We start from the raw sequence: 20,661 nt of genomic DNA, 5'->3' as shown, positions 1-20,661 counted from the left end.
TTGTGTACCGGGCCTTTCTGACCGACGGCCGGAGCGTGGTCATCAAGCTGTACGCGGTCACCGCCCGTCGTAACGCGGAGACTGAGGCGGTGGCGGTCCGGGCCGTCGCGAAGCACGTCTCCGTGCCCGCCGTCCTCGCGCACGGACACGTGCCCGGCCACGAGGTGACCGCTCTGATCACTGCGGACCTTGGCCCGCTCACCCTGGGAAGCGCCGTGCGGTCCGGCCGGGTGGGCGACGAGCGAGCCCTGAGGGACCTCGGCGGTCTGCTCGGCCGCCTGCACCGGGCCCCGGTCCAGCCGTGGGCCCCGCGCCGGCCGCTCCATGAGCAGGTCACCTCGATCGGTCGGCGCTGTCCGCCGAGCGCTCTGGATCGCATCGCGCCCGCCCTGGCCGCGATCGCCGACGCCCCCGCGGCTGCCCCGGTGTGGTGCCACGGCGACCTGCACGGCGACAACGTCGTGCTCGCCGGGCCCCGAGCCGTCCGCCACCTCGTCGACTTCACCGACGCCGCAGCCGGCCCCCGCGAGTCCGACGTGGCCCAGACCCTGGTCATGTCCGGCGCCATCGCCTCCGACCGGGCCCGCACGGTCACCGACGCCTATCCGCTCGCCTTGGACCACCACCAGCTGACGGCCTGGGCCGTCTTCCATACGCTGCGCTGCTGGGCCCACTCCGAACCCGGCGACGACCGCGCCCGGTGGGCCGGCCGCCTGGACGAGCTGAGCCGCCGGACCCCGCACCTCTTCCGCGTACCCCGTCCCGAAAGGACGTACCGATGACCACCCCTGCCTTGTCGGTGGTGATCCCGGCCTTCAACGAGGTCGCCTACCTGCCCCGCTACCTGCCCTCCGTCCTCGCCTCCCTCGCCCGCTGGGAGGAGGTCACCGGCCGCACAGGGGAGGTGATCGTCGTCGACAACGCCAGCACCGACGCCCCCGCCGACATGGCCGCCTCCTTCGGCGCCCGCGTCGTCACCGAGTCCGTCCGCAACATCGGCCGGGTACGCAACACCGGCGCGAGCGCCGCCCGCAGCGGCCGTCTCTTCTTCACCGACGCCGACGTGGCCCTACCCCTGGAAGCGGTCACGGCCGCCGCTGCCGCCATGGACGCCGGCGCCGTCGGCGGCGCCATCCCGCCGCTCTACACACCCGAGCGGCTCGGAGCCCGCCTGCTGTGCGCCTACTGGGACCACTACCGCACCCGGCGCGGCGGAGCCCAGGGCGTCAACCAGTTCTGCACCGCCGACGCCTTCCACCACGTCGGCGGGTACCGGGACGACCTGTTCATGAGCGAAGACGTGGAGTTCTTCGCCCGGCTCAGCGCCCACGGCCAGGCCACCGGACGGCCCGTGGCGATCCTCGACGACCTGCGCGTACGCCCGTCGACCCGCCGCTACGACCAGTGGTCGAGCCTGCGGATGCTCTGGTGGCAGAACCCCGTCACCGCCCGCCTGCGGCTCCGGTCGCCCCGCATGTGGCGCCACTGGTACGAGACCACCGTGCGATGACGAAGGAGACCCCCGTGCGGCCCCAGCCCAAGACCCTGCCCGCCGTCGGCCTGCCGGTTCCGGACGGCAGCGGCATCTACACCTTCCCCAACGACCTCCACCGCGCCCACCGGACGCACACCCAGCAGCTCGCCACCCGCTACCGGGCCACGGACCACCGCGTCCTGGAGGTGACGGCGCCCCACACCCGCGTCCCCTACTACGTCGAGGCCCGCACCCCTGCCGGCCGCCCGGTCCTCGTCATCGAACCCCACCACGACGACTTCGCCCTCTCCGCCTCGGGCGCCTTCCTCGCCCGCCCCCGACCGCTGACCGTGGTCACCGTCTTCACCCGGTCCAGGAGCGTGCACCCCACCCTCGAGGCCACGTACGCCGACGTCGACACGGTGTCCGAGCTGCGCGACCGCGAGGGCGCCGCCGCGCTCGCACCGTTCGCTGCCCGCCGACTCCTTCTGGGATACAAGGACGCCGAGCCGCCGTACAGGCCCTACGACCCCGAACGGCTCGACCGGGTCACCGAGGAGCTGCGCCGGATCGCCGCGCTCCACCCCGACGCCGAGCTCCTCGCCCCCGCCGCCGTCACCCGTCACCCCGACCACCTCCTCGTCCACGAAGCGGCCGTCCGTCTCGGCTGTACCTGGTTCTGGGAGGACCTCGCCTTCTGGGCGACGTACGCGCTCGTCGGCTGCGACCAGCACCTGTTCCGTACGCGTACGGGGGCGGCCATGCGGCCCGAGCTGGTCGACATCACCGACGTCGTCCTGGACAAGGTCACCGTCCTGCGGATGCACGGCTCGCAGATGCACCCGGCCCGGAAGATGTACCGGCCGATCCGGCACGCCTTCACCACGGCGGCCGACCTCGCCGACGGGCCCGGCCCGTACGCCGAACGCTTCTACCGGACGGAGTCGCCGACGTGCTGATCATCGCCCTGGAGGGGCCCTCCTACGCCGGCAAGTCCACGGCGATACGCCACCTCCGCCACACCGCCCTCGGCTCGCGCGCGTTCGTCTCCGACTGCTACGTCAAGCACATCGCCCACCGCGATGACATCCCTCCGGCCCGAACCGACTCCGCGGCCGTCCAGTTGGCAGCCTTCGAGCGGTTCATGGAGATCGAGGCGACCCGAGTGGCCGAGGCCGCCGCGAGCGGCAAGCAGCTCGTCGTCCTCGACCGCTCCGTGGACACCCTCCTCGCCCACGCGTACGCCCTGGACGCCCTGTTCGGGTACGGCGTCCACCACCAGCTCCACCACCGGCTCAAGACGCTCCCGTTCCTTCGCCCCGACCACACCCTCTACCTCGACGTACCGGCCGAGACGCTCCACCTCCGCCGGAAGACCGCCGGCCACACCGCCGCCGAGTCCGAGTACTTCCTCCACGAGCCGGGCTTCCTTCACCACGCACGCGACTACTTCGTCCACACGGCCCGCCGGTCCATGACGCGAGAGATCACGGTCCTCGCCGCCGACGCCGACCCGGACGAAGTCGCCCGGGCCGTGGAAGCTCTCGTCGGTTTCTGGACGAGGTGACCGCCGGTGCCCACCGCCCTCTTCGCCTGGCGCCGCACCCCGCCCCCCTTCCTCATCGGCGGCGCCGAGGTCACCCAGCAACTCCTCGCCGAAGAACTCGCCGCCGCCGGCTGGCGCGTCACCTACCTCGGCTCACACGAGGCGCCGTGGGACGGAGTCACCCAAATCCCAGACATGCGCGCCCATCTCCACAGGCATCGCGTCCCGTACGACGAAGCGAACGGCACCCTGCGCTACCGGTGGAACGGGGTCGAGTGCGTGGCGCTGACGCAGAACAACGTGGAGCACGCCCTGGGCAGCCTCCTGGGGGAACTCCGCCCCGACGTCGTGTTCACTGCCCAGGAAGGATCAGCGAGGCTGGCCGAACTGGCGAAGCCGACCACCCTCGTCGCCGGCCTGCTCCACTCCGTCTCCGCCACCGGACTGGGCGTCCTCGCCGGCCGTCCCCACTATGGGCTTGCTGTGTCGAAGTTCGTCCGAGACCGGGCACCCCACACGCCCGGCACCCGCATCGACGTGGTGTACCCGCCGTTCGCCCACCCACGACCGGCTACGGACACGGAGCGCACCCCAGCCGTACTGATGGTCAACCCCATCCCCGCCAAAGGCGCCGAGCTGCTGCACCAGCTCATCCGCCTCATGCCGGAGCAGCTCTTCACCCTGGTCGAGGGCTGGTGGGACACGTCTGCCGACTTCGCGGCCTATCCGAACGTCACGTATGTGCCCCGTGTCTACGACATGGAGCCGCTGTACCGTAGCCACCGCCTTCTGCTGGCCCCGTCCACCGTGGAAGACGCCTTCCCCCGCGTGATCGTCGAGGCCGCCCTCCACGGCATCCCGACCATCGGTACCAACCGGGGCGGGATCCCTGAAGCCATCGGCGACACCGGGATTGTCCTGCACGCCACCGCCGGCCCCGAGGCGTGGGCGCGAGCGATCCGCGACGTGGACCGCGAAGCGCTGGGGGAGCGGGCACGGACCAGAGCGGCACGTTTCACCCGCCCGTGCCTCCCAGAGCTCCGGGAACTGGGGATCTAGAAAGCGCCGCCGAACGCCCGCTCCACCTCGTCGAGCCGCTCCGTCCACCAGCGGAGGAGCGCCTCGTCGGCGATGAACAGGTCGTCGCAGGAGTGGTCGCCCCGGTCGTAATGGAATTCGAGCTGCCAGAAGTCCGTCATCCGCTTCCACCACAGACGGCGTGCGCCGTCGAGCAGCGCGGCCGGCTCCAACAGGACCACCGACCGGTAGCCGCTCACGAAGGCCGCCACCCGCTCCAGGTCGAAGACGCCCTCCACCCCGAACTGCACCTGTGCCGTACGGACGACCTCCTCGGCGTACGGGCGGACGCCCAGCCGGTCCCAGTCCAGGACGGCCGTCAGCTCGCCGTCGGCCCAGAGGAGGTTCCGGTACTGGAAGTCGCCGTGCGTCCAGCCGTACGGCCCTGCGGGAACGTTCCCCGCAGGGCGCAGGGCCGCGGACTCGGCGAGCAACACCCGACGCTTGGCGAGGGCGTCGAGAGCCGCCGCGTCGAAGGCGTCGCCCGAACCGTGGGCCCGCGCAGCAGCGGCGAGCCGATCGGCCTTCTCCGACGCCTGTTCCGGAGTGACGACGTCCGCGGTAAGGCTGACGGGAACAGCGGAGAGGACCCCGGATTCGGCGGCGTGCCCGAGCGCCAGGTGGAGCTTGGCGAGGACGGCGCCGAGCCGCCGCACCTGCGCGTGGAGGAGGTCCACGCCACGAACGTGCGCTCCTCGTGCCCAGGGGAACAGGCAGTACCCGCTCCCACCGACCTCGACTACGACCCCACCCGACGAGCCCACCACAGGGACGATCACCGGAATGCTGGCCTCAGCCAGGGCCGGCAACACGGCAAGATTGCGGCGCAATTTGTCGAGTGGCACATCCGTGACCCGCTTGAGAGCGAAGGTCCCTCGCGGCGTGGCCAACTGCCAGTTCACGTTCATGAGGCCGTCAGCCAGATGACGCCAGTCGACGACGTCCCCGAGGCCGAACTCCTTGATCAGTTCCGCAAGATCATCGGAGGGAATGCGGTGCCTGCTCGCCACATGCGCGTTGGTCACCTTGGCGACGATACGTGAGCCGGGCACCCGGGCGCACAAGGATCACCGCGCGGCACCGGGCATCCGTGGTCCGACCGACGCTTGTACTCAGACACCGTGCCCTTCGTGCAGGTGGCAGGCGGCTTCTCCTACCCAGCCCCGTCCGCGGATGCCGACGGCTAGGGTCTGAATCGTGACCGCGGGGGAGCGCGTCAACGAGGGGGCAAAGCCATGAACGATCGGTCGGAGAAGCCGTTCCTGTACGTCGTCGTCTGCGCCGCCGGCATCGCGGGCGACGCGCACCGGCTGATCACCGCCGCGAATGAGCAGGGCTGGGGCGTCGGCGTCGTAGCTACACCCCAGGGCCTCGGCTTCCTTGATACCGAGGCGGTCGAGGCCCAGACGGGCTACCCGATCCGCTCGGCGTGGCGCAGTCCCGGCGACCCGCGCCCCCTCCCTCCCGCTGACGCCATCGCCGTCGCGCCCGCCACGTTCAACACGATCAACAAGTGGGCCGCTGGCATCGCCGACACCCTCGCGCTGGGCATCCTGTGCGAGGCGTACGGGGTGGGCGTTCCGACGGTCGTCCTGCCGTACTTGAACGCGGCCATGGCTGCCCACCCGGCGTACGGCCGGAGCTTGGACCAGCTGCGGGAGATGGGCGTGCTAGGGAGCGTATTCGGTTGTGATCAAGGGGCTGCTCGTGTGAGGTCCTTGATCCAGATCACGGAGGCCCGGAGGTGGAGTCCGGCGAGGTAGCTCGCCGGGGTCTTGTCGTAGCGGGTGGCGATGCCTCGCCATGCTTTCATCCTGTTGATCGCCCGCTCGACGGTGTTCCGTTCCTTGTAGAGCCCGGTGTCGTGACTGACGGGCCTACCGCCTCCACTGCCCTTCTTCTTCCGGTTGGCGGCCTGGTCCTTCTTTTCCGGGATGACTGCCTTGATACGGCGTTTGCGCAGGTAGGCGCGGTTGCCGCGAGACGAGTAAGCCTTGTCTCCGGCGACTGCGTCCGGCCGGGTGCGGGGGCGGCCGACGGGCCCGCGCACCCGCACCTTCTTCAGGACGGGGATGAACTGTGGGCTGTCGGCTGCCTGGCCCGCGGTCAGGATGAACGCCAGCGGGCGGCACTTGCGGTCGGCGGCGAGGTGGACCTTGCTGGTCTGTCCGCCCCTGGAGCGTCCGAGGAGGGCGGCCTTCAGCCGGAGTTTGTGCCGACGCCGGACGCGTCGTCGTTCTTCCCGCGCGGGATCGCTTTCGGTCTCCTGCCCTGTTTGTTCTTCGAGGCCGCCCCCTTTGACCTGGCCTTCTCCTCCTCGGCGGCGGCTTTCTCCAGGGCAGTGACAACGTCCTCACCGAGGTGCATCCCGGCCGCGTCGTGGTGGGCACGGGTGGTGGTGGAGTCGATGCTGACCAAGGACAGGTCCACCTCACCGCGCTTCGCGGCTTCCGCGATCAGGCCCTCCAGCAGTGCCTCGAAGACCCCGGCGTCACGCCACTGCTGGAAGCGGTTGTGGACGGTCGACCATGCACCGAATTCTGTCGGCATCTCCCGCCACTGGCCGCCCGTCTTGAACCGCCAGATCACTCCCTCGAACTGCTGCCGCAGCCGCTCGGGGTACGGGCCGTACTCGCCAATCGGCAGGTACGGCTCGATGAACTCCCACTCCGGGTCAGTCAGTTGCACTCGTGTCACGTACGACGGTCTACCGGACCAGACCGTGCCACGAAGGCACATCCCGCAGATTGATCACGACTCGATACGTGCCCTAGTCGGGTCGTACGAGCCGCACCGGCCGAAGGCGGGTGGGGGAGCGGACCGCTTTCGGTGGGAGGAGGCGCTGGAGCTCCTGGACGGCAGAGGCGCAGGTCTCTTCGGACGGTGATCCGGATCGAGGCCCGCGCGCCTGTCGTCGGTCGGAGAGGACCGGGCGAATCTTTCGTCAGTGGGCGGAGCCTGGACGCGGCTCCTCGTCCTGCCCTGGCAGTAGTCGCAGGGCGAGGACCGAGCCGTCGGCGTGGACGGAGACCGGGCCTCCCCAGTCCTTGTCGTAGCTGAGGTGGGGGCGGGCGTGGCGGCCGGCGTGGACGAGGGCCCGGTACTCCTCGACATCGCCCCTGGCGAGGAGTCGGAAGATTTCCTCGTCCACACCGGAGAACGCCTCGACGCGGGGGCCGTTGAGGCGGAAGACGTGGTCGGTGCCGACGTACGCGGTGCCGAAGAGGACGTGGGCGGCGTCCTGGACGCTCATGCCGGCTGCGTGTTCGAGGCCGGTGAAGCGTTTGCGGCCCTGCCGGTCGGTCAGGTGGCGGGCGGTGGCGTGGCCGGAGCCGGTAAACGTCATGAGACCCGCTGCGGTGGTGTGGGCCAGGGACTCCTGGAACCAGGCGTAGTCCTTCGGCTGTACGTGGCAGCCCCGTACGGGCTCCGGCGTCACCAGGCCCTCGGTCGGCGGGTGGATGTCCGGCATCACGTTCGCCTGGAACGGCGGTGCGTTCAGGTTCGGCTCACGACCTTCCGCGGGGGACAGCTGTCCGCCGCTGCCGGGTGCCTGGAGGGTGTGGACGGTCATCGTGCCGCCGTCCGTCGGGAGCTGCGTGCTGAACAGCAGGCCGGGGGTCTCGTTCCACGCGCCGACGTGGACCGCCTCGGCGTGGACGGAGGCGGAGGCCAGCTGGTCGGCGGAGGTGACGGCGTCGCCGTGGTTGCCCTTGCAGGCGAGGGGGATGACGAGAGACGGCTCGCCAGGACGCCAGACCTCGGCGAAGTACTGCGGGCGGTAGCGGTACTTCACCTTCTCGCCCTTGTCCCTGCTCGTGAGGGCCCAGCCCGCGCGTAACACCGTGTCGGCGGGGACGATCGTCACCGAATGGTCGGGGAAGCGGCTGCGCAGCACGTGCTCCGCGAGGGTCAGCGCGAAGCCGATGCCGAGCTCGCCGGACTGCAGCGACTTGTAGTGGTCCGCGATGCGGTGGCCCTCGTCGGTGAGACCGAGGAAGGAGTCCCTGCCGCCGGCCAGCGCCTGGGTGTACTTCAGCGCGCCCCAGTGCTCCGCCAGCCCCCGGCCCGCACCACGCCACGAGAGGGCGGTGGCCCGGGCGAGGGTGTGGAGGACGTCCCAGAGGGTCACTTCGAACTGCCGGGGCAGCTCCGTCGACGGGATCGGGACGAGGGCGGGCTTTCGGCGAAGCGGCTCGTCCTCGTTCTCCTTCCGCTTCTTGTCGTCCGCCGTGATGGCGGCTTCCACCTTGCCGACGAGTGCGTCGTCGGAGTGGATGGAGATGTTCGACGGCTGGGTCAGGTCCTGGAGCACTTCCTCGGTCGGCTTCAACAGCTCTCCTTCACGGTGTGCGAGGGCGGTTCGCCATCAGCTGGACCGTACGGAAGGGAGGAGCGGCGCACGCAAGTGCGCAGGGCGCGTGGTCTGGACTTCGGCACGGCGGCGGACAGTGTGCAGCCGGTGGCAGGGAAGACCCCCGCCACCGGCTGGTTGTTTGCATGGAGGATCTGGCCCGTTCCTGCTATTTCTCTCGGGTCATGAATCAGCGCCTGCGGCGACGATTCCGCACAGGCGGTCGTATTCGAGCATGTCATCGTGGGTCATGAATTGGACGAGGGTCATGTGATGGTCCAGGGCGTAGGAATAGATCAGCTTGGCGAGTTCGGTGACGGCTGCTTTGGCTTCGGTTTCTGCTTCGGGGTTGTGGATGTGGACGCCGGCGGCCTGGAATTCTTCGAGAGTGGCGTCATCGGCGAGTGCCCGTTCTTCGTCGGCGAAGGGGCGGCCGTCGAGGTGGCGGAAGGTGCGGGTGCCCCATGGCCGGTCGAAGTCCGTGTCGAACAGCAGGGCCATGACGTGGGGGCGGGGTGCGGGGGAAGGGGTGGGCATGGAGGTTTCCTTGTGCCTGTTCAGAAGGTGTACGGGGTGAAGGGGAGAGCGGGTTCGATCATGAGCTTGAGCAGCCGGTCGAACTCGGCTCGCTCGTCCTCCGCCATGAGGGCGTGGGCGTTGCCGAGGTTCTTCTCGTCGAGCTGTTCCATGAACGGGGCGAGAAAAAGCTGGATGGCTTCGGGTGCTTCCTCGTGCGTCTGGAGGTACTCCATGTAGCGCGAATGCTGGATCTTCAGCTCTTCGAGGTCGGCGCGCGTGGCCTGGAAGATCAGCGTGCGTTCCTCCTGGGTGAAGGAGCGGCCGTCTCGATGGGACCAGGAGCCGGTTTCGCGGAAGTGCTGGAAGTTCGCGTCGCAGAGCAGGGCGACGATCTCGGGGCGGGCTTCGGACGGGGGCATGCGGGATTCCTTCCGGGGGTTGGTCGGAAGGTCAATTGTTGGGAGAATCGCCGGTTAGGCTAACCGGCGATTCTGGGCTATCTTTCCGCCTCGTTTCGCGGGTCAGCGCTGCCTTCGGGTGTCGTTCGAGGTCCTGGCGTCGAGGTGTGCCGCACGTTGCTGCGAGGAGGCGGCAGCGCTGCCTCGTCCATGCGTGCTGCGGGAGTTCTGGGGATCGGCGGGGAGGTCGGCCATCCGTCGTAGCCGCCACACGAGCACGTCACTCATGCGCTCCGCCGTGTCCAAATCCCTCTGGGTGGCTGCCTGCACCAGCAGAGCGGTGGGGTTGTGGCCGGCGGTCCGGGCTTCGTCGAGGGTGGCTGCGAGGGCGGGCCATCCGCGTTCGGCGAGGACCTGGTCGGCCAGCTGGGGCAGGGCTTGGCGCAGGGTGGCGGCGTGATGGCGTTGCCAGGCAGGGGCCAGGCGGCTGCCCCGCTGGTGGAGGAAGGCCATGGGGTGGGCGGCAGCGGCGGGATAGGCGGCGCGGAGGTGTGCGGCGGCCCGGTGGGCGGCTTCGGCCTGCTGGAAGTGCTGCTTCCTGGCGTGCCAGTGGGCGGCGGCGGTGATCAGGAAGAACAGCATGTCGATGACCATTGCGGTGGTGGCGCCGTCCTCGCCCCGGCCGAGGGCCGGGCCGCTGTGGACGAGGTCGTGGGCGGCTCGGCGCAAGGCGTGATCGTGACCGCGTGCGGCGCGGACGTGGGAGCGGGAGGCACGTTCGAAGGCGGCTGCTGCGGCTTGGAGTTCGTGGCGGGTGTGGGCGGCGGAGGTTTTGGCGAGGGCGTCGAGGACCTCCCCTGTGGCGGATATCTGTGCGGCGATGACGCCATCGTCGCCGTGGTCGATGACGAGCAGGGCCTGCCAGGTGGCTGTGGCGGCGCGTCGGCGTGCGGACGCGGGCCCGGTCACCCACGGCTGGGAGGGCTCCGAGGAGAGGGCTTCCGCGGATGTGGTCCAGCGTTCACGGATCCGGGGCAGCGAGAGGTCTGGGGCGAGCTTGGAACCGGAGTAGAAGACCGGCTCGCCCTTGCCGTTGCGGTCATCAGGGAGGGCGACGGTGTAGCCGAGGGTGTCGCCCGAGGGTGCGATGCGCCGCCGGACGAGCAGACCGGCCGAGGCGAGACGGTCGAAGAACTCCTCCTCACTGGCTGCGCCGGCCACCGAGCGGCGGACTTCCTCGCGCAGCTCCTCGCGTGGGGTGCGCTGTCGGCCGAGGCGGTCGGCTTTGTGGCGTTCGGAGCTGGTGGGCCGCGTGGCGGCGGACCCGTCCCCCGCCGCCACGCGGTGGAGGCCGTAGTCGACTTCGATCTGGCGGCATTCGGTCTGGGCGCGCTTGGCGGAGCGGTGGTGGTCGGGGCGGCGGCCGTCTTCACGGACGAGCGTGGCGATGAGGTGGATGTGGTCGTCGGCGTGGCGGACGGCTGCCCAGCGGCAGCCCGCGCCGTCGCCGGGGTCGATGCCCGTGGCGGCGATGACGCGGCGGGCGATGTCCGCCCATTCGGCGTCGGTGAGGGTGCGGTCGCCGGGGGCGGCACGGACGGAGGCGTGCCACACGTGGGTGGTGGGGCGGGCGTCTTCGTCGAGGAGGTGTAGGGGTTCGTCCAGGAGCTGGGCGAGGTCGGCGAGGGTGGTGTTCGGGTCGCGGCCGGGGTCGGGGGCGAGGCCGTCGAAGGAGGCGACGAGGTGGGGGTCGGTGTGCTCCTCGCGGCGGCCGGGGCCGTAGAGGTAGGCGAGCAGGCGGACGGTGTTGCGGCCCTGCTTGTGGATGCGAGGGATCAAGCGGCGTTGCCTTCGGAGTTCGGGTCGGTGAGGCGGGCGGTGACGTGGCGGACGGCGTCGACGGCGTGGCGGACGGCGGCGATGGTGTCCTCCAGGCCGTCGGGGTAGGTGCCGCTGTTGAGCGCGTGGGCGGCCTGGTTGAGGTTGTTGTTCGCGTGCCCGAGCTGGCGCCGGATTGTGAAGAGGGTGGTCAGGGTGTCCTGGCGGGTGGCGATGGCGGATGCGGTGCGGTCGAGGTCGCGGGCAGCGGTGAGTCCGCTGTGGGCGAGGAAGCCGGCGATGCTCATGCCGACCGCTTCGGCGCCGGCGGCGATGGTCGCGTGCTCGGCGTCGCTGAGGCGGACGCTGTGCGCGCGGCGCTGCGTACGGGCGCGTACGCGGGACTTGCCACGGCGACGCGGCACCGGCTGCGGTCCGCCCTCGGCCGCAGCCCCACCCTCCCGCGCCCCCTGGCGCGGGAGGGTGCCCGCCACCCCCGGGGCGGGCACCGGTTCGGACGCACCCCCGACGGGGGAGTGTCCGAACCTCCAACTTGCTCCGCCCGGGGCAGCGCCGGTGGGCACCAACGGCTGGTTGGTGAGGGCCTCGGTGTGGCTGTCGTGCATCGGAGTGTTCCTTTGGAGCGAGTGGTGGAGGGGCGCCCGTGTGGGCCTGGGGTGACGGGGACGTCAGGCGGTGGCCGCCAGATTCTTGGCGGTGGCCGCTTCGTCCAGGACGGTGTCGGCGGCCTTCTGGGCCCGGGCCCTGTCGACGGTGTAGCCCTGGGCACGGGCGGTGCGCTCCAGGGCGGTCCGGCGGACGGTGCCGGTCTCGTAGCGCATCTGGCGGGCGAGCTCCAGGAGGTAGGCGTCAGGGGCGCTGGCCTTGCGCCCGCCAGGTTTTGGCGTCGCTTTCCTCGGCGGTGTGGCGGTGGCGGGAGGCGGCGCCGTGGCGGTCGTGGCGGGGGAAGCCGGTGCGGCGGGCGGCTTCGGCTCTGGCGTGGCGGTCGGCTGCACCAGGCGCTGCTTAGCGGGTATGGCGGTGGCGGCGGACTTGGCAGCGGGCGGTGGCGGTCCGCCACTGGGTGCCTTGGCGGTTGGCGGTTCGGCCGCCATCGCCTTGTTGGCGGCGAGGTGGCGGTTGATGACGAGGTAGAGGTGGACGGCGCCGGCGAGGGCGAGTGGGGCGATGGCGGACAGGGCGCCGACGGTGGCGTTGTTGAGGTGGAGGCGGGCCTGTTCGTTCAGGCGGATGGCGTGCAGGGCGTTGGCCCAGATGCTGGCGCCGGTCGCCAGGGTGACGAGCGTCCACACGTACAGGCGGGAGCGGAGAGGGGCGGTGCGCAGGATGAGCAGGGCGGTGACGTCCAGCGCGATGAAGCCGTCGATGACGAGGGGGAAGAGGTAGGTCAGCGGTCCACTGATGTGGGCGGCGACGGCCATTTGCCGCAGGGCGTCGTAGGAGAGGACGAAGCCGACGGCGGCGATCAGGGTGATCCCCATGAGGAGGGGACGGCCTCGCCGTTCGAAGGCGGGGCGTCTCGGGGCAGGGGAGGGCAAGAGCAGGAATCTCCGGTGTGGTGCAAGGGGGCGGGATGGGCGCTGTCGGGGTCAGGCGACGGGCTTCTGACGGCGGCGGTCGTCGCCTTCGAGGGTGACGCGTTCGGTCATCTGGGCCAGGCGGGAGGCGACGCGGTCGCCGAGGGCTGCCCGCAGGGTGTCGGTTGTGAGGTTGCTGGTGATCAGGGTGGGGCGCAGGTGCTCGTACCGGTGGTTGATCAGCCGGTAGGTGAGTTCCTCGGTCCACTCGCTGGTCTTCGCCGCGCCGAGGTCGTCCAGGAGCAGCAGCGGGCAGCGCATCAGGCTCTGCAGGTCGCGCTCGCTGTCGAAGCCGGGGCGCGGGCGCAGGCGGGCGTAGAGGTCGGCGGCGGTGACGGCTTCCCAGCGCAGGCGGACCCCGGCGGCCAGCAGGGTGCGGATGGCGCCGTATGCCTGGTGGGTCTTGCCGGTGCCGGTCGGTCCGACGATTCGCAGCGAGGGTCCCTCCGCGATGCCCGGTGCGCCGGCGGGGCCGGGGCGTCCGGCGCGGGTGATCTCGTCCGCCCAGGCGGTGACCTGGGGGTGGTCGGCGAGGGCGTGGCGGAAGCGGGCGGGGATGCGGGCTTCCGCCTGTTGCAGTGCGGTGACGGGTTCGGGCGTCGGCTCCTGGGCGGCGGCGTCGGGGGCGATGCCGCGCTGGGCCAGGATGTCGCCGAGTCGGCCGGTGATACGGGCGGGCTGCTGGGGAGCGTGGGTGAGGGCGGCGGTGGTCAGAGGTCGCCTCCGTAGGCAGCGGCGGTGTTGGTGGGGTTGGTCCACGGCTGGTGGGCAGCGGCGGCGGGGGTGGCGTTCATGGCCTCGTGGACGAGGCTGGGCAGGGTGCTGGGGTGCAGGCCCTTGGCGCGGTGGCGGTTGAGGCCGGCGCGGATGTGGTCCGGGGCGATGCCCTCGTTGAGGAGCTTCTTCACCTCCTGGCCGAGGTGGCTGAGCACGTCCTGCGGCGGGCGGTAAGCGCATCCGGCGGCGTACTCGCCGATCAGGTCCTTCGTCGAGACCGAGTCGGGCGCGGGGGGCGCTTGCGCCCCCAACGGGGTAGATCCTAGATCCCTGTTCCTAGGTCCTAGATCCGGACGGTGAGGGCTCACGGAGGGCTCGGTGAGCCCTCCCTGCGGCTGCGGTGAGTGCTCACGGAATTGCCTCTGACCTGCGGATTCGTTGTTCACGGAGGGCTCCGTGAGTCCTCCCTGACGACTCGCGGAAGTCTCCACGAGAGCTCCCTGCGCCTGCGGTGAGGGCTCACGCGGAATCCCGAGATCGTGGTGCGGGCACGGGGGCGTCCGGACACCGCTGGGCCGGTTGATCTTCTGGTGCTGGGCGAAGGTGACGATGTGCAGGTACCGCTTGCCGTCCCCGCCCTCGTACCGGCAGATCAGCCCGGCACCGTGGAGCTGGATCAAGTCGTCCTCGACCGCCTCCGGGCCGTGCTCGCGGCGCAGCGACCACAGCTGGCCGGCGATGACGGCGGCCTGGTCGCGAAACCGGCCCTGGTCGTCGGCCTGGGTGAGCAGCCCGAAGAAGGTCCGCTCGGCGGACAGCGACACCGCCGCGAGGGACTCGGACGAGAACGCCTCGGGCTTGATGGTGCGGATACGGGCGATGGCGATCGACCACCTTTCAGGGAGAGGGCTGGGGAATCCGGCGGTGCGGGGTGCATGGCCAACACAGCCACACCTGGGGCGCAGAAGTCCAGACTTTGCACTGGAATTCCGTACAGCCCGGCGGCATGTCGCGTCGGCGAGTCCCGCAACTGTAGGGCCGAATTCCCGGTCACCGAAATCGCTGCGGGAAATCGCCGGGTGATTTGCATCGCTCACGGCAGACAGGAATGCCCTTCCGGACCGGTCGGCGCGCAAGCTACAACACCACCCATGCCGCCACGCCCTCTCGTCATCGGACCCGCCGGACACGCCGCCGCCCACGCCATCGAACGCACCCGCACCGCCTGCGGCTACTCCCAGCGTCAGCTCGCCGCCCGGGTCACCGCACTGGGCCGGCCCATGACCTTCACCGCGCTCTCCCGCATCGAACGCACCGTCCGCCGCTGCGACATCGACGACCTCGTCGCCATCGCCACAGCCCTCGGAATCGCCCCGCAGACCCTCCTCGCCGGCCCCCTCATGCCCCCAGGGGCGGCCGGGGTGGGCGAAATATAGCCGACGATCCCCGGTTAGCGAAACCGGGGATTCTCCGGATGATTGGAGGTCCCGGAACGCTCGTCGTGCCGGTTCCTGCCAGAAGTCTGCCCACCTCCCCAGAGGATGCCTTGCTCGATTTGCCTACGCGCCGATTTCATATTCCCCTCCGCGCACACGTAGCCCCGCTCGCTTCCTCTTCTGCTCCGCTCGGAGATCCCGGCCGTACGTAGAAGCCCTATTCGACGATCTCGCGGAATCGGCTGGGCTTGTTGCCTCCCGTCCCAGTTAGATCTCTCCATTCCCGTCGCTCTTTCTCACGCAAAGGAACCGCCTATGGCCCCGCGCCTGCTGTCCATACCCGCTGTCGCCGCCGCCCTGGACGTTGACCGCCGCACGGTCTACCGCTTCATCGCCGTCGGCGAGCTGCCCGTCGTCGACCTGCGCACAGGACCGGCTCGCTCTCGCGTTCGCGTCCCCGCCGCGAGCCTGGACGACTTCATCAACAGCCGGGCGGTCTCCTCGCCCGCGCGCCGCCGCTGACCAGGACCAAGTCCCTCCGTACGCGAAACAGGAAGGAACGGAACCACGTACCTCCGGAAGCTGAACTCCGGCAAATGGCAGGCGACCGTCCGCAACCGGGCTGGAGACCGGTTCAGCGAGTCGTTTCCCCTCAAGGCACAGGCCCGTGCCTGGGGCGCCGAGATGGAGACCCAGTTCGCCCGCGGAAGCATGCGGGACCCCCGAGCCGGCGAGATGGCGTTTCACGAGTGGCACGCCCGCTGGTGGCAGGCCCGTGTCGTCGAGCCCCACACGCTGCGCGGCGACGCCTCCAGCATCAAGAACCACGTGCTGCCCCATTGGGCCGACCGGGAGATGCGGGCCGTCACCCGCATGGAGGTCCAGAGCTGGATCCGTGGACTGGTCGAGAAGGGGGTCGGCGCCTCGGCGATCAAGAGGGCGTACAACCTGCTGTCGTCCATCATGCGTGCGGCCGTCGACGACGATGTCATCGCGGTCAGCCCCTGCAGGAACATCGACCTGCCGCAGATCGCGATCAAGCCCCCGCAATGGTTCACCCTCGACCAGGCGCAGAGCATCGTCGACGAGCTCCCGGCGCCATGGCGCACCATGTGCCTGCTCGGCTTCTACACGGGCCTGCGCTGGGGCGAACTCGCCGGCCTGCATCGCCATCGGATCGACCAGCGCCGTTCCCGCTTGTTCGTGGTGGAGGTCAACACCAAGAGCGGCATCAAGGAGTACCCCAAGAGTTCGAGGAGCCGCCGGGAGGTCCCGCTCCCGCCGCACGTCCTGGACGTGCTCGAACGTCACATCCACCCGCTCGACCGTGACGCCCTGGTCTTCACCACCGTCACCAAGGGCCGCGCTGGCCGTCGCCTCGACGACGGCAACTGGCGCCGCCAGACCTGGTGGCCTGCCATTGAGAATGCCCACTACTTCGGCACCGACGGGGAGCAGCTCCCCGTTCCGCACTATCCGCCCCACTCCATGCGTCACACCTGCGCTTCGTGGCTCGTCCAGAAGGGAGTCTCGCTCTACGAGGTCCAGCACCTCCTCGGCCACGAGAGCTTCCAGACCACCCAGCGCTACGCCCACCTGCAGCCGGACGCGCACAAGGCAGTGCTGGCAGCTTGGGAGCGTTTGGACGTCCCGCTGACCTTTGCAGCGTAGACAACTCGTCCTGTCCACTGGCGTGCGTCGGATGCGCGCTGCGCCTACGTACAGGGCGAGCTGAAGGGCGGCCTACAGCTATGGACGAGCTTGTTTCTCCAGGTAGTCCATGACCACTTGGTGCGCCCGCCACCCGTCCGGGAACTTCGGTGGTACGTCGAGGTAGACCAGGCTGCTGCGGGGATGCCGGTCCAGGAGGTCGGTGATGCCGGCGCGGGCCACGACGATGCAGGCGAAGCGGTGGCGGGAGAGCAGGACGCACAGGCGACCCGTCTCCAGATGGAAGGCGGAGGCATCCTGACGGCCGGAGAGCGGGTGCCAGACCAGTGTGACGTCGAACTCGCGGCCCTGGAGACGGTTGGCGGTGTCCACGGTGATGCCCGTGAGACCCCGCTTCTCCAGTCGCGACCGTACCGAGTCCGCCTGGATCGTACGGGCGGCTCCGATCGCGATGCGGGACTCGATGAGCGGCTCTCCGTTCACCAGCGCCCCTCGCTCCAGCAACCGGGCCGCCGTTTCTGCCAGTGCTTCGGCCACCTCGGGGTCATCGTCGAGAGTGTGCCGAGCGGGAAGCTCCAGCAGACCCCAGCCCGACCCGGCCGCGCAGGCGAGGACGGCGTCCGACGGTGTTGCACGGTGAGGTGCGGTGCCGTAGGTGAGGACGCGGTCAGCCGCCTTGGTACCGGAGATGAAGGAGTAGAAGGGATAGAACGCCTTCTGCACGAGAGGGGCTGCCATCTCCGGCAGCCGCCAGGAGACCGGGAGCTCGTGTCGCAGCAGGTCCGAGTTGTGCGCCAGCGCCACGTCGACGGCGTTGCGCAGCGGGTCCCAGGTCAGTCCCTGCCAGCGGTCGGTGTCCACTGTGGCGAAGGGATCCAGCTGCCCGGGATCGCCGACGAAGAGGACTTGTGAGTCCTTTTCGGAGAACAGCGGTGCCGTCGCCAGCAGCGCGTCCGACCGCATCTGGTAGGCCTCGTCCACGATGGCCCAGCGCCATGGAGCACACTTCTCAGGTTTGACGTACGACCATTTTTTGGCGGTGGAGACCACGACCGCCAGCTCGCGGAGGGCGTCTGCCTCATTACTGCCCCGTACATTCGCGTGTCGGCTCACGCGCTCGGGAAGACGGAAGCCGTTCGCGTGCAGGCGCCCGAGGGGAAGAGCAGGGTACTCCCGGGCGATGTTGTCGACCAGGTCGTCGACCTGTTCGTTGGTCTGCGCGACGATCATCACCTGATGGCCGGCCGATGTCAGGTGGCCGGTGGCGCGCTTGACCAGCGTGGACTTTCCCGCGCCTGGTGGAGAGTCCACCACGATGCCGCGTCCGGTGGTCGAGTCCAGGCCGGACAGCACGTCGGCGACCGCCCGGTCGGCGAGGGCGCCGGGTGACGTGCCGCTGTCGGGTTCCGGAGTGGCTGTCATTCCCAGACCTCTTCCGCGTCCTCGTCGGTGGGTTCGTACGGCTGTGGCGGACCGCCGTGGGTCCAGGGGGTGTCCTCCTCAGCCGGGAGCGAGGACGGCATGTTCTTGGGATCGATCGACGTGAAGGTGATCGTCTCGCCGAGGTCGGCCATGGTCCCCTCAGGCGCGGGCGGCTTGCGCTTGTTGCCGAAGCCGCCGTTCAGCTGGATCAGCACGGCGGACCCGGCTCCGTCGGGAAGGACGTCTAGAATCTCGGCCCTCTGCCTCGGTCTTGCCGGGGACTTGACCGCCGTCCCCACCGCCATGGATACGGGAATTTCGCAGTGCACGGTGATTGTCGGGCGCCACAGCGGGGATCCGGGCCGCGCCCCGGGGATGGTGCGCTCTTCCTCCCGGGCCGTGACCACGCCCGTGAACGCCTCGCCCGTCAGTTCGTACTCCGCCATCACCAGCGGATCGTCATACGCGCGCTCGGCGTCGTACCGCTCCTGGGCCTCCTCCATACGGGCGAGGCGGCGGGCCGCCCCCACCGCGTGGTCGCGGCGGGCCTGTGGGCGCCCGTCGTCGTCCAGATAGGTCGCGTACTCACCGAACAGACGCCGGTCGTATGCCCGCCGTTCGGCGACGTGGCCCCCGGCGGGAAGCTCGCGCAACAGGCGGACGCCGTGCCACATCAGCTGCCAGGTCGGCAGCATCTGGGCGTGCAGCTCGCGGTCGATGGTGCGAGCGGCGGCGTCCCGCCCCCGCTCTCCGGTTGCGCCGTCGTACTTCGTGATCAGTTCGTCGAGCGTGCGGTCGAAGACCGGGTCGGTCGCCGGCCCGGCGGGCGGCCACGCCGCGGGGTCTTCGCGCTCCCGGGCGGTCTCGGCCCCGGTGCGTCCGGCGGGGGGATCGATCCAGCCGAGCAGGGACGCCAGGTTCGCGTTCTCGGTGGGGCTCTGCCCGGTGGCCCAGTGGGCAGAGAGGGACCGCGTCATGGCCTGGAGCAGGGCGGAATCCGGGAACTCGGCCCGGTCGGCGAACCAGGTCAGCCACTTTCCGAGCAGGGGTACGGATGGGGAGACGGCATGCGGACCGTCTGTCGCGCGCAGCCGGGTCAGACGGCCCAGCAGCCGGACGTACGTGATCCCCCCAGCGTTCGGGACGAGGAGCTGGGGTGCGCGCAGGGGCCGCTCCCGCTCCTCCTTGTCCTTGCCGCGCCCGACCGTGTACGGCTCTTTCGGCGCGGCGCGGCATTCCTCGAAGTAGGGCAGGAGGAGGTCCGCGAGGCTCTCGACGAAGCCGAAGCGCTCGGTTCGGTCGTGGGGGCGGCGAACCGTCAGAAGCACCGGGTGGTCGGGATCCGTCCCGGCGAGAGCTGCGAGTGGCGCGCAGGCCTCGCCGGCGAGGGTGAGCGGGATGAGGACGAACGGGGTGTCGTCCACATGCTCGTGGCGCACGGTCGTCAGCCGCTCGGCGTATTCCGACGTGGATGCCCGCAGGGCGGCCACCGTGGCGATGATGCTCACGCGGTCGAACCTCCACGCAGTCGACGGAGTCGTTCGGCGGCCCGCAGCCGGATGATGACCGCCTCCTCGGCGGGGCCCGGGGTGCTGGTGCCGTCGAGGAGGCGGAGGGCGGTCCGGGTGGAGTCGATGCCGGGAAGACTGTTGCGTACCACTCCACCCAGTCGGGCCGGGGAGGCGCAGTCAGTGGCCTCGTCCCGGCAGTAGCGGGACATCTCGCAGAACGAGAGGCAGTCGGGGGTGAAGCTGGCGTCCAGCTCCCGCATCGTGGCGTCGATCTCGGCCTTCGGCCGTTCGGTGTCGAGCGTCGCATCGGGAGAGAGGGCGTGGGCCAGGTCTTCGGCCCGGCGCAGGCGCGATAACTGGAACCGCAGGGCGTCGAGTTCCTGGCGGAGGTCGATCAGCTTCCCGTAGGGCCGGTTGGAGAAGTCCTTCGGGCAGATGAGAAGGAACCTGTGGGCGATCGCCTTGGGATCGAGGCCGAGTTCGGTGAAGGTCTGCCGCAGGGCGAGGACGCTGACCGCCGCCTGTTTCGTGGTCTGGGCGACCGCCGAGGGGTTCGCCTGGCCGTCGATGGCCGGGAAGGAGCGGATCTCCACCACGTAGAACTGTCCGCCGGTGCGGTGGCTGAGGGCTTGCGGTATCACGTGGGCGGTCTGACCGGCGACCTCCAGGGTCAGGACGGGGCGGTCCAGGATCAGCCGCTCGTCGGCGCCGGCCGCCAGGCGGTTCAGAAGCCGCCGACTCTCGCCCGCCCGCACCGCGAGCGAAGCGTCGCCGCCCACCTCGGTCAGATCGGCTACCGCGGCTTCCTCGACGGGGACGTCGAGTTGCTCCCGGAGCAGGCGAATGAGCTCCGCGTAGCCGCCCCATTTGACCAGGGCCTCGAAGCTCTGCTCGCGCCGGATCGCGAAGGGGGACTGGCCGAAACGCGGCTCATGGCCCAGGCGTTGGGCGAGCAACGCCTTGTCCACGCCCGCTGCGTCGAGTACGGCGCGGCGGGAGCAGGCCGGGTTGGCCGTGAGGGCGGTGATCTTGCGTGCCGTGTACTCCTGCGGAGGTCGCGGTCCGCGCAGGACGGCGAGTCTTCCCGGAGAGGGGGCAGAAGGGTGCTGCGGAGGCATCT

The 20,661-nt window shown here is 70.2% G+C and carries 21 protein-coding genes and 2 pseudogenes; 10 read left to right on the top strand and 13 right to left on the bottom strand.

What is annotated here, in order from left to right:
• Positions 1-2: 2 nt before the first annotated feature.
• The 5 genes from AC6I72_RS07665 to AC6I72_RS07645 are packed head-to-tail and all read left to right on the top strand — an operon-like array spanning position 3 to position 4,079.
• Positions 3-782, top strand: coding sequence for an aminoglycoside phosphotransferase family protein (locus tag AC6I72_RS07665; protein ID WP_498000118.1), 780 nt, complete (start codon positions 3-5; stop codon positions 780-782).
• Positions 779-1,510, top strand: a complete 732-nt coding sequence (locus AC6I72_RS07660) for a glycosyltransferase (protein ID WP_498000117.1) — start codon at positions 779-781, stop codon at positions 1,508-1,510. The genes AC6I72_RS07665 and AC6I72_RS07660 overlap by 4 nt, the downstream gene beginning before the upstream one ends.
• On the top strand, positions 1,507-2,433 hold the full coding sequence (locus tag AC6I72_RS07655; RefSeq protein WP_498000116.1) for a PIG-L deacetylase family protein: 927 nt from the start codon (positions 1,507-1,509) through the stop codon (positions 2,431-2,433). Before AC6I72_RS07660 ends, AC6I72_RS07655 begins: the two co-directional genes overlap by 4 nt.
• On the top strand, positions 2,427-3,041 hold the full coding sequence (locus AC6I72_RS07650) for a hypothetical protein (protein WP_498000115.1): 615 nt from the start codon (positions 2,427-2,429) through the stop codon (positions 3,039-3,041). The genes AC6I72_RS07655 and AC6I72_RS07650 overlap by 7 nt, the downstream gene beginning before the upstream one ends.
• Before the next feature lie 6 nt (positions 3,042-3,047).
• A complete protein-coding gene (locus tag AC6I72_RS07645; RefSeq protein WP_498000114.1) occupies positions 3,048-4,079 on the top strand; it encodes a glycosyltransferase in 1,032 nt (343 codons plus the stop codon).
• Here AC6I72_RS07645 and AC6I72_RS07640 read toward each other — a convergent pair.
• Entirely contained in the window at positions 4,076-5,122 is a 1,047-nt protein-coding gene (locus tag AC6I72_RS07640; RefSeq protein ID WP_498000113.1) for a phosphotransferase, read from the bottom strand. The two genes, AC6I72_RS07645 and AC6I72_RS07640, sit on opposite strands and share 4 nt — an antisense overlap.
• Positions 5,123-5,332: 210 nt before the next feature.
• On the opposite strand from AC6I72_RS07640, the gene AC6I72_RS07635 reads away from it, so the two are divergent.
• Positions 5,333-5,860, top strand: coding sequence for a flavoprotein (locus AC6I72_RS07635; RefSeq protein WP_498000112.1), 528 nt, complete (start codon positions 5,333-5,335; stop codon positions 5,858-5,860).
• On the opposite strand, the pseudogene AC6I72_RS07630 reads toward AC6I72_RS07635, so the two are convergent.
• Positions 5,791-6,794: pseudogene (locus tag AC6I72_RS07630) on the bottom strand (IS5 family transposase). The gene AC6I72_RS07635 and the pseudogene AC6I72_RS07630 sit on opposite strands and share 70 nt — an antisense overlap.
• Before the next feature lie 73 nt (positions 6,795-6,867).
• Between AC6I72_RS07630 and AC6I72_RS07625 the strand changes: the two are divergent.
• Positions 6,868-6,984, top strand: a pseudogene (locus AC6I72_RS07625) (flavoprotein); the annotation flags it as partial.
• Between the two features lie 57 nt (positions 6,985-7,041).
• Here AC6I72_RS07625 and AC6I72_RS07620 read toward each other — a convergent pair.
• The 8 genes from AC6I72_RS07620 to AC6I72_RS07585 all read right to left on the bottom strand — a co-directional run bounded on the left by AC6I72_RS07620 (position 7,042) and on the right by AC6I72_RS07585 (position 14,382).
• Positions 7,042-8,430 carry a hypothetical protein gene (locus AC6I72_RS07620; protein WP_498000111.1) on the bottom strand — a complete coding sequence of 463 codons (1,389 nt, stop codon included), beginning with the start codon at positions 8,428-8,430 and terminating at the stop codon, positions 7,042-7,044.
• A gap of 204 nt (positions 8,431-8,634) precedes the next feature.
• Entirely contained in the window at positions 8,635-8,988 is a 354-nt protein-coding gene (locus AC6I72_RS07615) for a hypothetical protein (protein ID WP_498000110.1), read from the bottom strand.
• A 20-nt stretch (positions 8,989-9,008) separates the two neighbouring features.
• Entirely contained in the window at positions 9,009-9,389 is a 381-nt protein-coding gene (locus AC6I72_RS07610; RefSeq protein WP_498000109.1) for a hypothetical protein, read from the bottom strand.
• 102 nt (positions 9,390-9,491) lie between these two features.
• On the bottom strand, positions 9,492-11,207 hold the full coding sequence (locus tag AC6I72_RS07605; RefSeq protein ID WP_498000108.1) for a relaxase/mobilization nuclease domain-containing protein: 1,716 nt from the start codon (positions 11,205-11,207) through the stop codon (positions 9,492-9,494).
• On the bottom strand, positions 11,204-11,611 hold the full coding sequence (locus tag AC6I72_RS07600; RefSeq protein WP_498000107.1) for a plasmid mobilization protein: 408 nt from the start codon (positions 11,609-11,611) through the stop codon (positions 11,204-11,206). The genes AC6I72_RS07605 and AC6I72_RS07600 overlap by 4 nt, the downstream gene beginning before the upstream one ends.
• Positions 11,612-11,875: 264 nt before the next feature.
• Positions 11,876-12,688, bottom strand: a complete 813-nt coding sequence (locus AC6I72_RS07595; RefSeq protein WP_498000106.1) for a DUF2637 domain-containing protein — start codon at positions 12,686-12,688, stop codon at positions 11,876-11,878.
• A gap of 108 nt (positions 12,689-12,796) precedes the next feature.
• Positions 12,797-13,498: an ATP-binding protein gene (locus AC6I72_RS07590; RefSeq protein WP_498004620.1), complete on the bottom strand. Its 702-nt coding sequence runs from the start codon at positions 13,496-13,498 to the stop codon at positions 12,797-12,799.
• Positions 13,495-14,382: a hypothetical protein gene (locus AC6I72_RS07585; protein WP_223779237.1), complete on the bottom strand. Its 888-nt coding sequence runs from the start codon at positions 14,380-14,382 to the stop codon at positions 13,495-13,497. Before AC6I72_RS07585 ends, AC6I72_RS07590 begins: the two co-directional genes overlap by 4 nt.
• A 270-nt stretch (positions 14,383-14,652) precedes the next feature.
• Between AC6I72_RS07585 and AC6I72_RS07580 the strand changes: the two genes are divergently transcribed.
• The 3 genes from AC6I72_RS07580 (at position 14,653) to AC6I72_RS07570 (ending at position 16,608) form a co-directional block, all read left to right on the top strand.
• Entirely contained in the window at positions 14,653-14,937 is a 285-nt protein-coding gene (locus AC6I72_RS07580) for a helix-turn-helix domain-containing protein (protein WP_498000105.1), read from the top strand.
• Positions 14,938-15,252: 315 nt separating this feature from the next.
• A complete protein-coding gene (locus tag AC6I72_RS07575; protein WP_498000104.1) occupies positions 15,253-15,459 on the top strand; it encodes a helix-turn-helix domain-containing protein in 207 nt (68 codons plus the stop codon).
• A 189-nt stretch (positions 15,460-15,648) separates the two neighbouring features.
• Positions 15,649-16,608, top strand: coding sequence for a tyrosine-type recombinase/integrase (locus AC6I72_RS07570; protein ID WP_498000103.1), 960 nt, complete (start codon positions 15,649-15,651; stop codon positions 16,606-16,608).
• A 78-nt stretch (positions 16,609-16,686) separates the two neighbouring features.
• On the opposite strand, the gene AC6I72_RS07565 is transcribed toward AC6I72_RS07570, so the two are convergent.
• Genes AC6I72_RS07565 through AC6I72_RS07555 form a run of 3 tightly spaced genes read right to left on the bottom strand, consistent with a single transcriptional unit; the run spans position 16,687 to position 20,659 of the window.
• On the bottom strand, positions 16,687-18,030 hold the full coding sequence (locus AC6I72_RS07565) for an AAA family ATPase (RefSeq protein ID WP_498000102.1): 1,344 nt from the start codon (positions 18,028-18,030) through the stop codon (positions 16,687-16,689).
• Positions 18,027-19,538 (bottom strand): hypothetical protein, encoded by a 1,512-nt coding sequence (locus tag AC6I72_RS07560; protein WP_498000101.1) that lies wholly within the window; start codon positions 19,536-19,538, stop codon positions 18,027-18,029. Before AC6I72_RS07560 ends, AC6I72_RS07565 begins: the two co-directional genes overlap by 4 nt.
• Positions 19,535-20,659: a hypothetical protein gene (locus AC6I72_RS07555; protein WP_498000100.1), complete on the bottom strand. Its 1,125-nt coding sequence runs from the start codon at positions 20,657-20,659 to the stop codon at positions 19,535-19,537. Before AC6I72_RS07555 ends, AC6I72_RS07560 begins: the two co-directional genes overlap by 4 nt.
• Positions 20,660-20,661 lie beyond the last annotated feature (2 nt).

The organism is Streptomyces sp. Xyl84 (assembly GCF_059731885.1).
The sequence above is the reverse complement of the archived record's forward strand: the minus strand, read 5'-3'. Positions and strand labels throughout refer to the sequence as shown.

Coding starts and splice junctions, on each gene's coding strand:
- AC6I72_RS07660 (WP_498000117.1), top strand. CDS start 779: ATGACCACCCCTGCCTTGTCGGTGGTGATCCCGGCCTTCAACGAGGTC.
- AC6I72_RS07655 (WP_498000116.1), top strand. CDS start 1,507: ATGACGAAGGAGACCCCCGTGCGGCCCCAGCCCAAGACCCTGCCCGCC.
- AC6I72_RS07635 (WP_498000112.1), top strand. CDS start 5,333: ATGAACGATCGGTCGGAGAAGCCGTTCCTGTACGTCGTCGTCTGCGCC.
- AC6I72_RS07615 (WP_498000110.1), bottom strand. CDS start 8,988: ATGCCCACCCCTTCCCCCGCACCCCGCCCCCACGTCATGGCCCTGCTG.
- AC6I72_RS07610 (WP_498000109.1), bottom strand. CDS start 9,389: ATGCCCCCGTCCGAAGCCCGCCCCGAGATCGTCGCCCTGCTCTGCGAC.
- AC6I72_RS07595 (WP_498000106.1), bottom strand. CDS start 12,688: ATGGGGATCACCCTGATCGCCGCCGTCGGCTTCGTCCTCTCCTACGAC.
- AC6I72_RS07580 (WP_498000105.1), top strand. CDS start 14,653: ATGCCGCCACGCCCTCTCGTCATCGGACCCGCCGGACACGCCGCCGCC.
- AC6I72_RS07575 (WP_498000104.1), top strand. CDS start 15,253: ATGGCCCCGCGCCTGCTGTCCATACCCGCTGTCGCCGCCGCCCTGGAC.
- AC6I72_RS07570 (WP_498000103.1), top strand. CDS start 15,649: ATGCGGGACCCCCGAGCCGGCGAGATGGCGTTTCACGAGTGGCACGCC.
- AC6I72_RS07565 (WP_498000102.1), bottom strand. CDS start 18,030: ATGACAGCCACTCCGGAACCCGACAGCGGCACGTCACCCGGCGCCCTC.
- AC6I72_RS07555 (WP_498000100.1), bottom strand. CDS start 20,659: ATGCCTCCGCAGCACCCTTCTGCCCCCTCTCCGGGAAGACTCGCCGTC.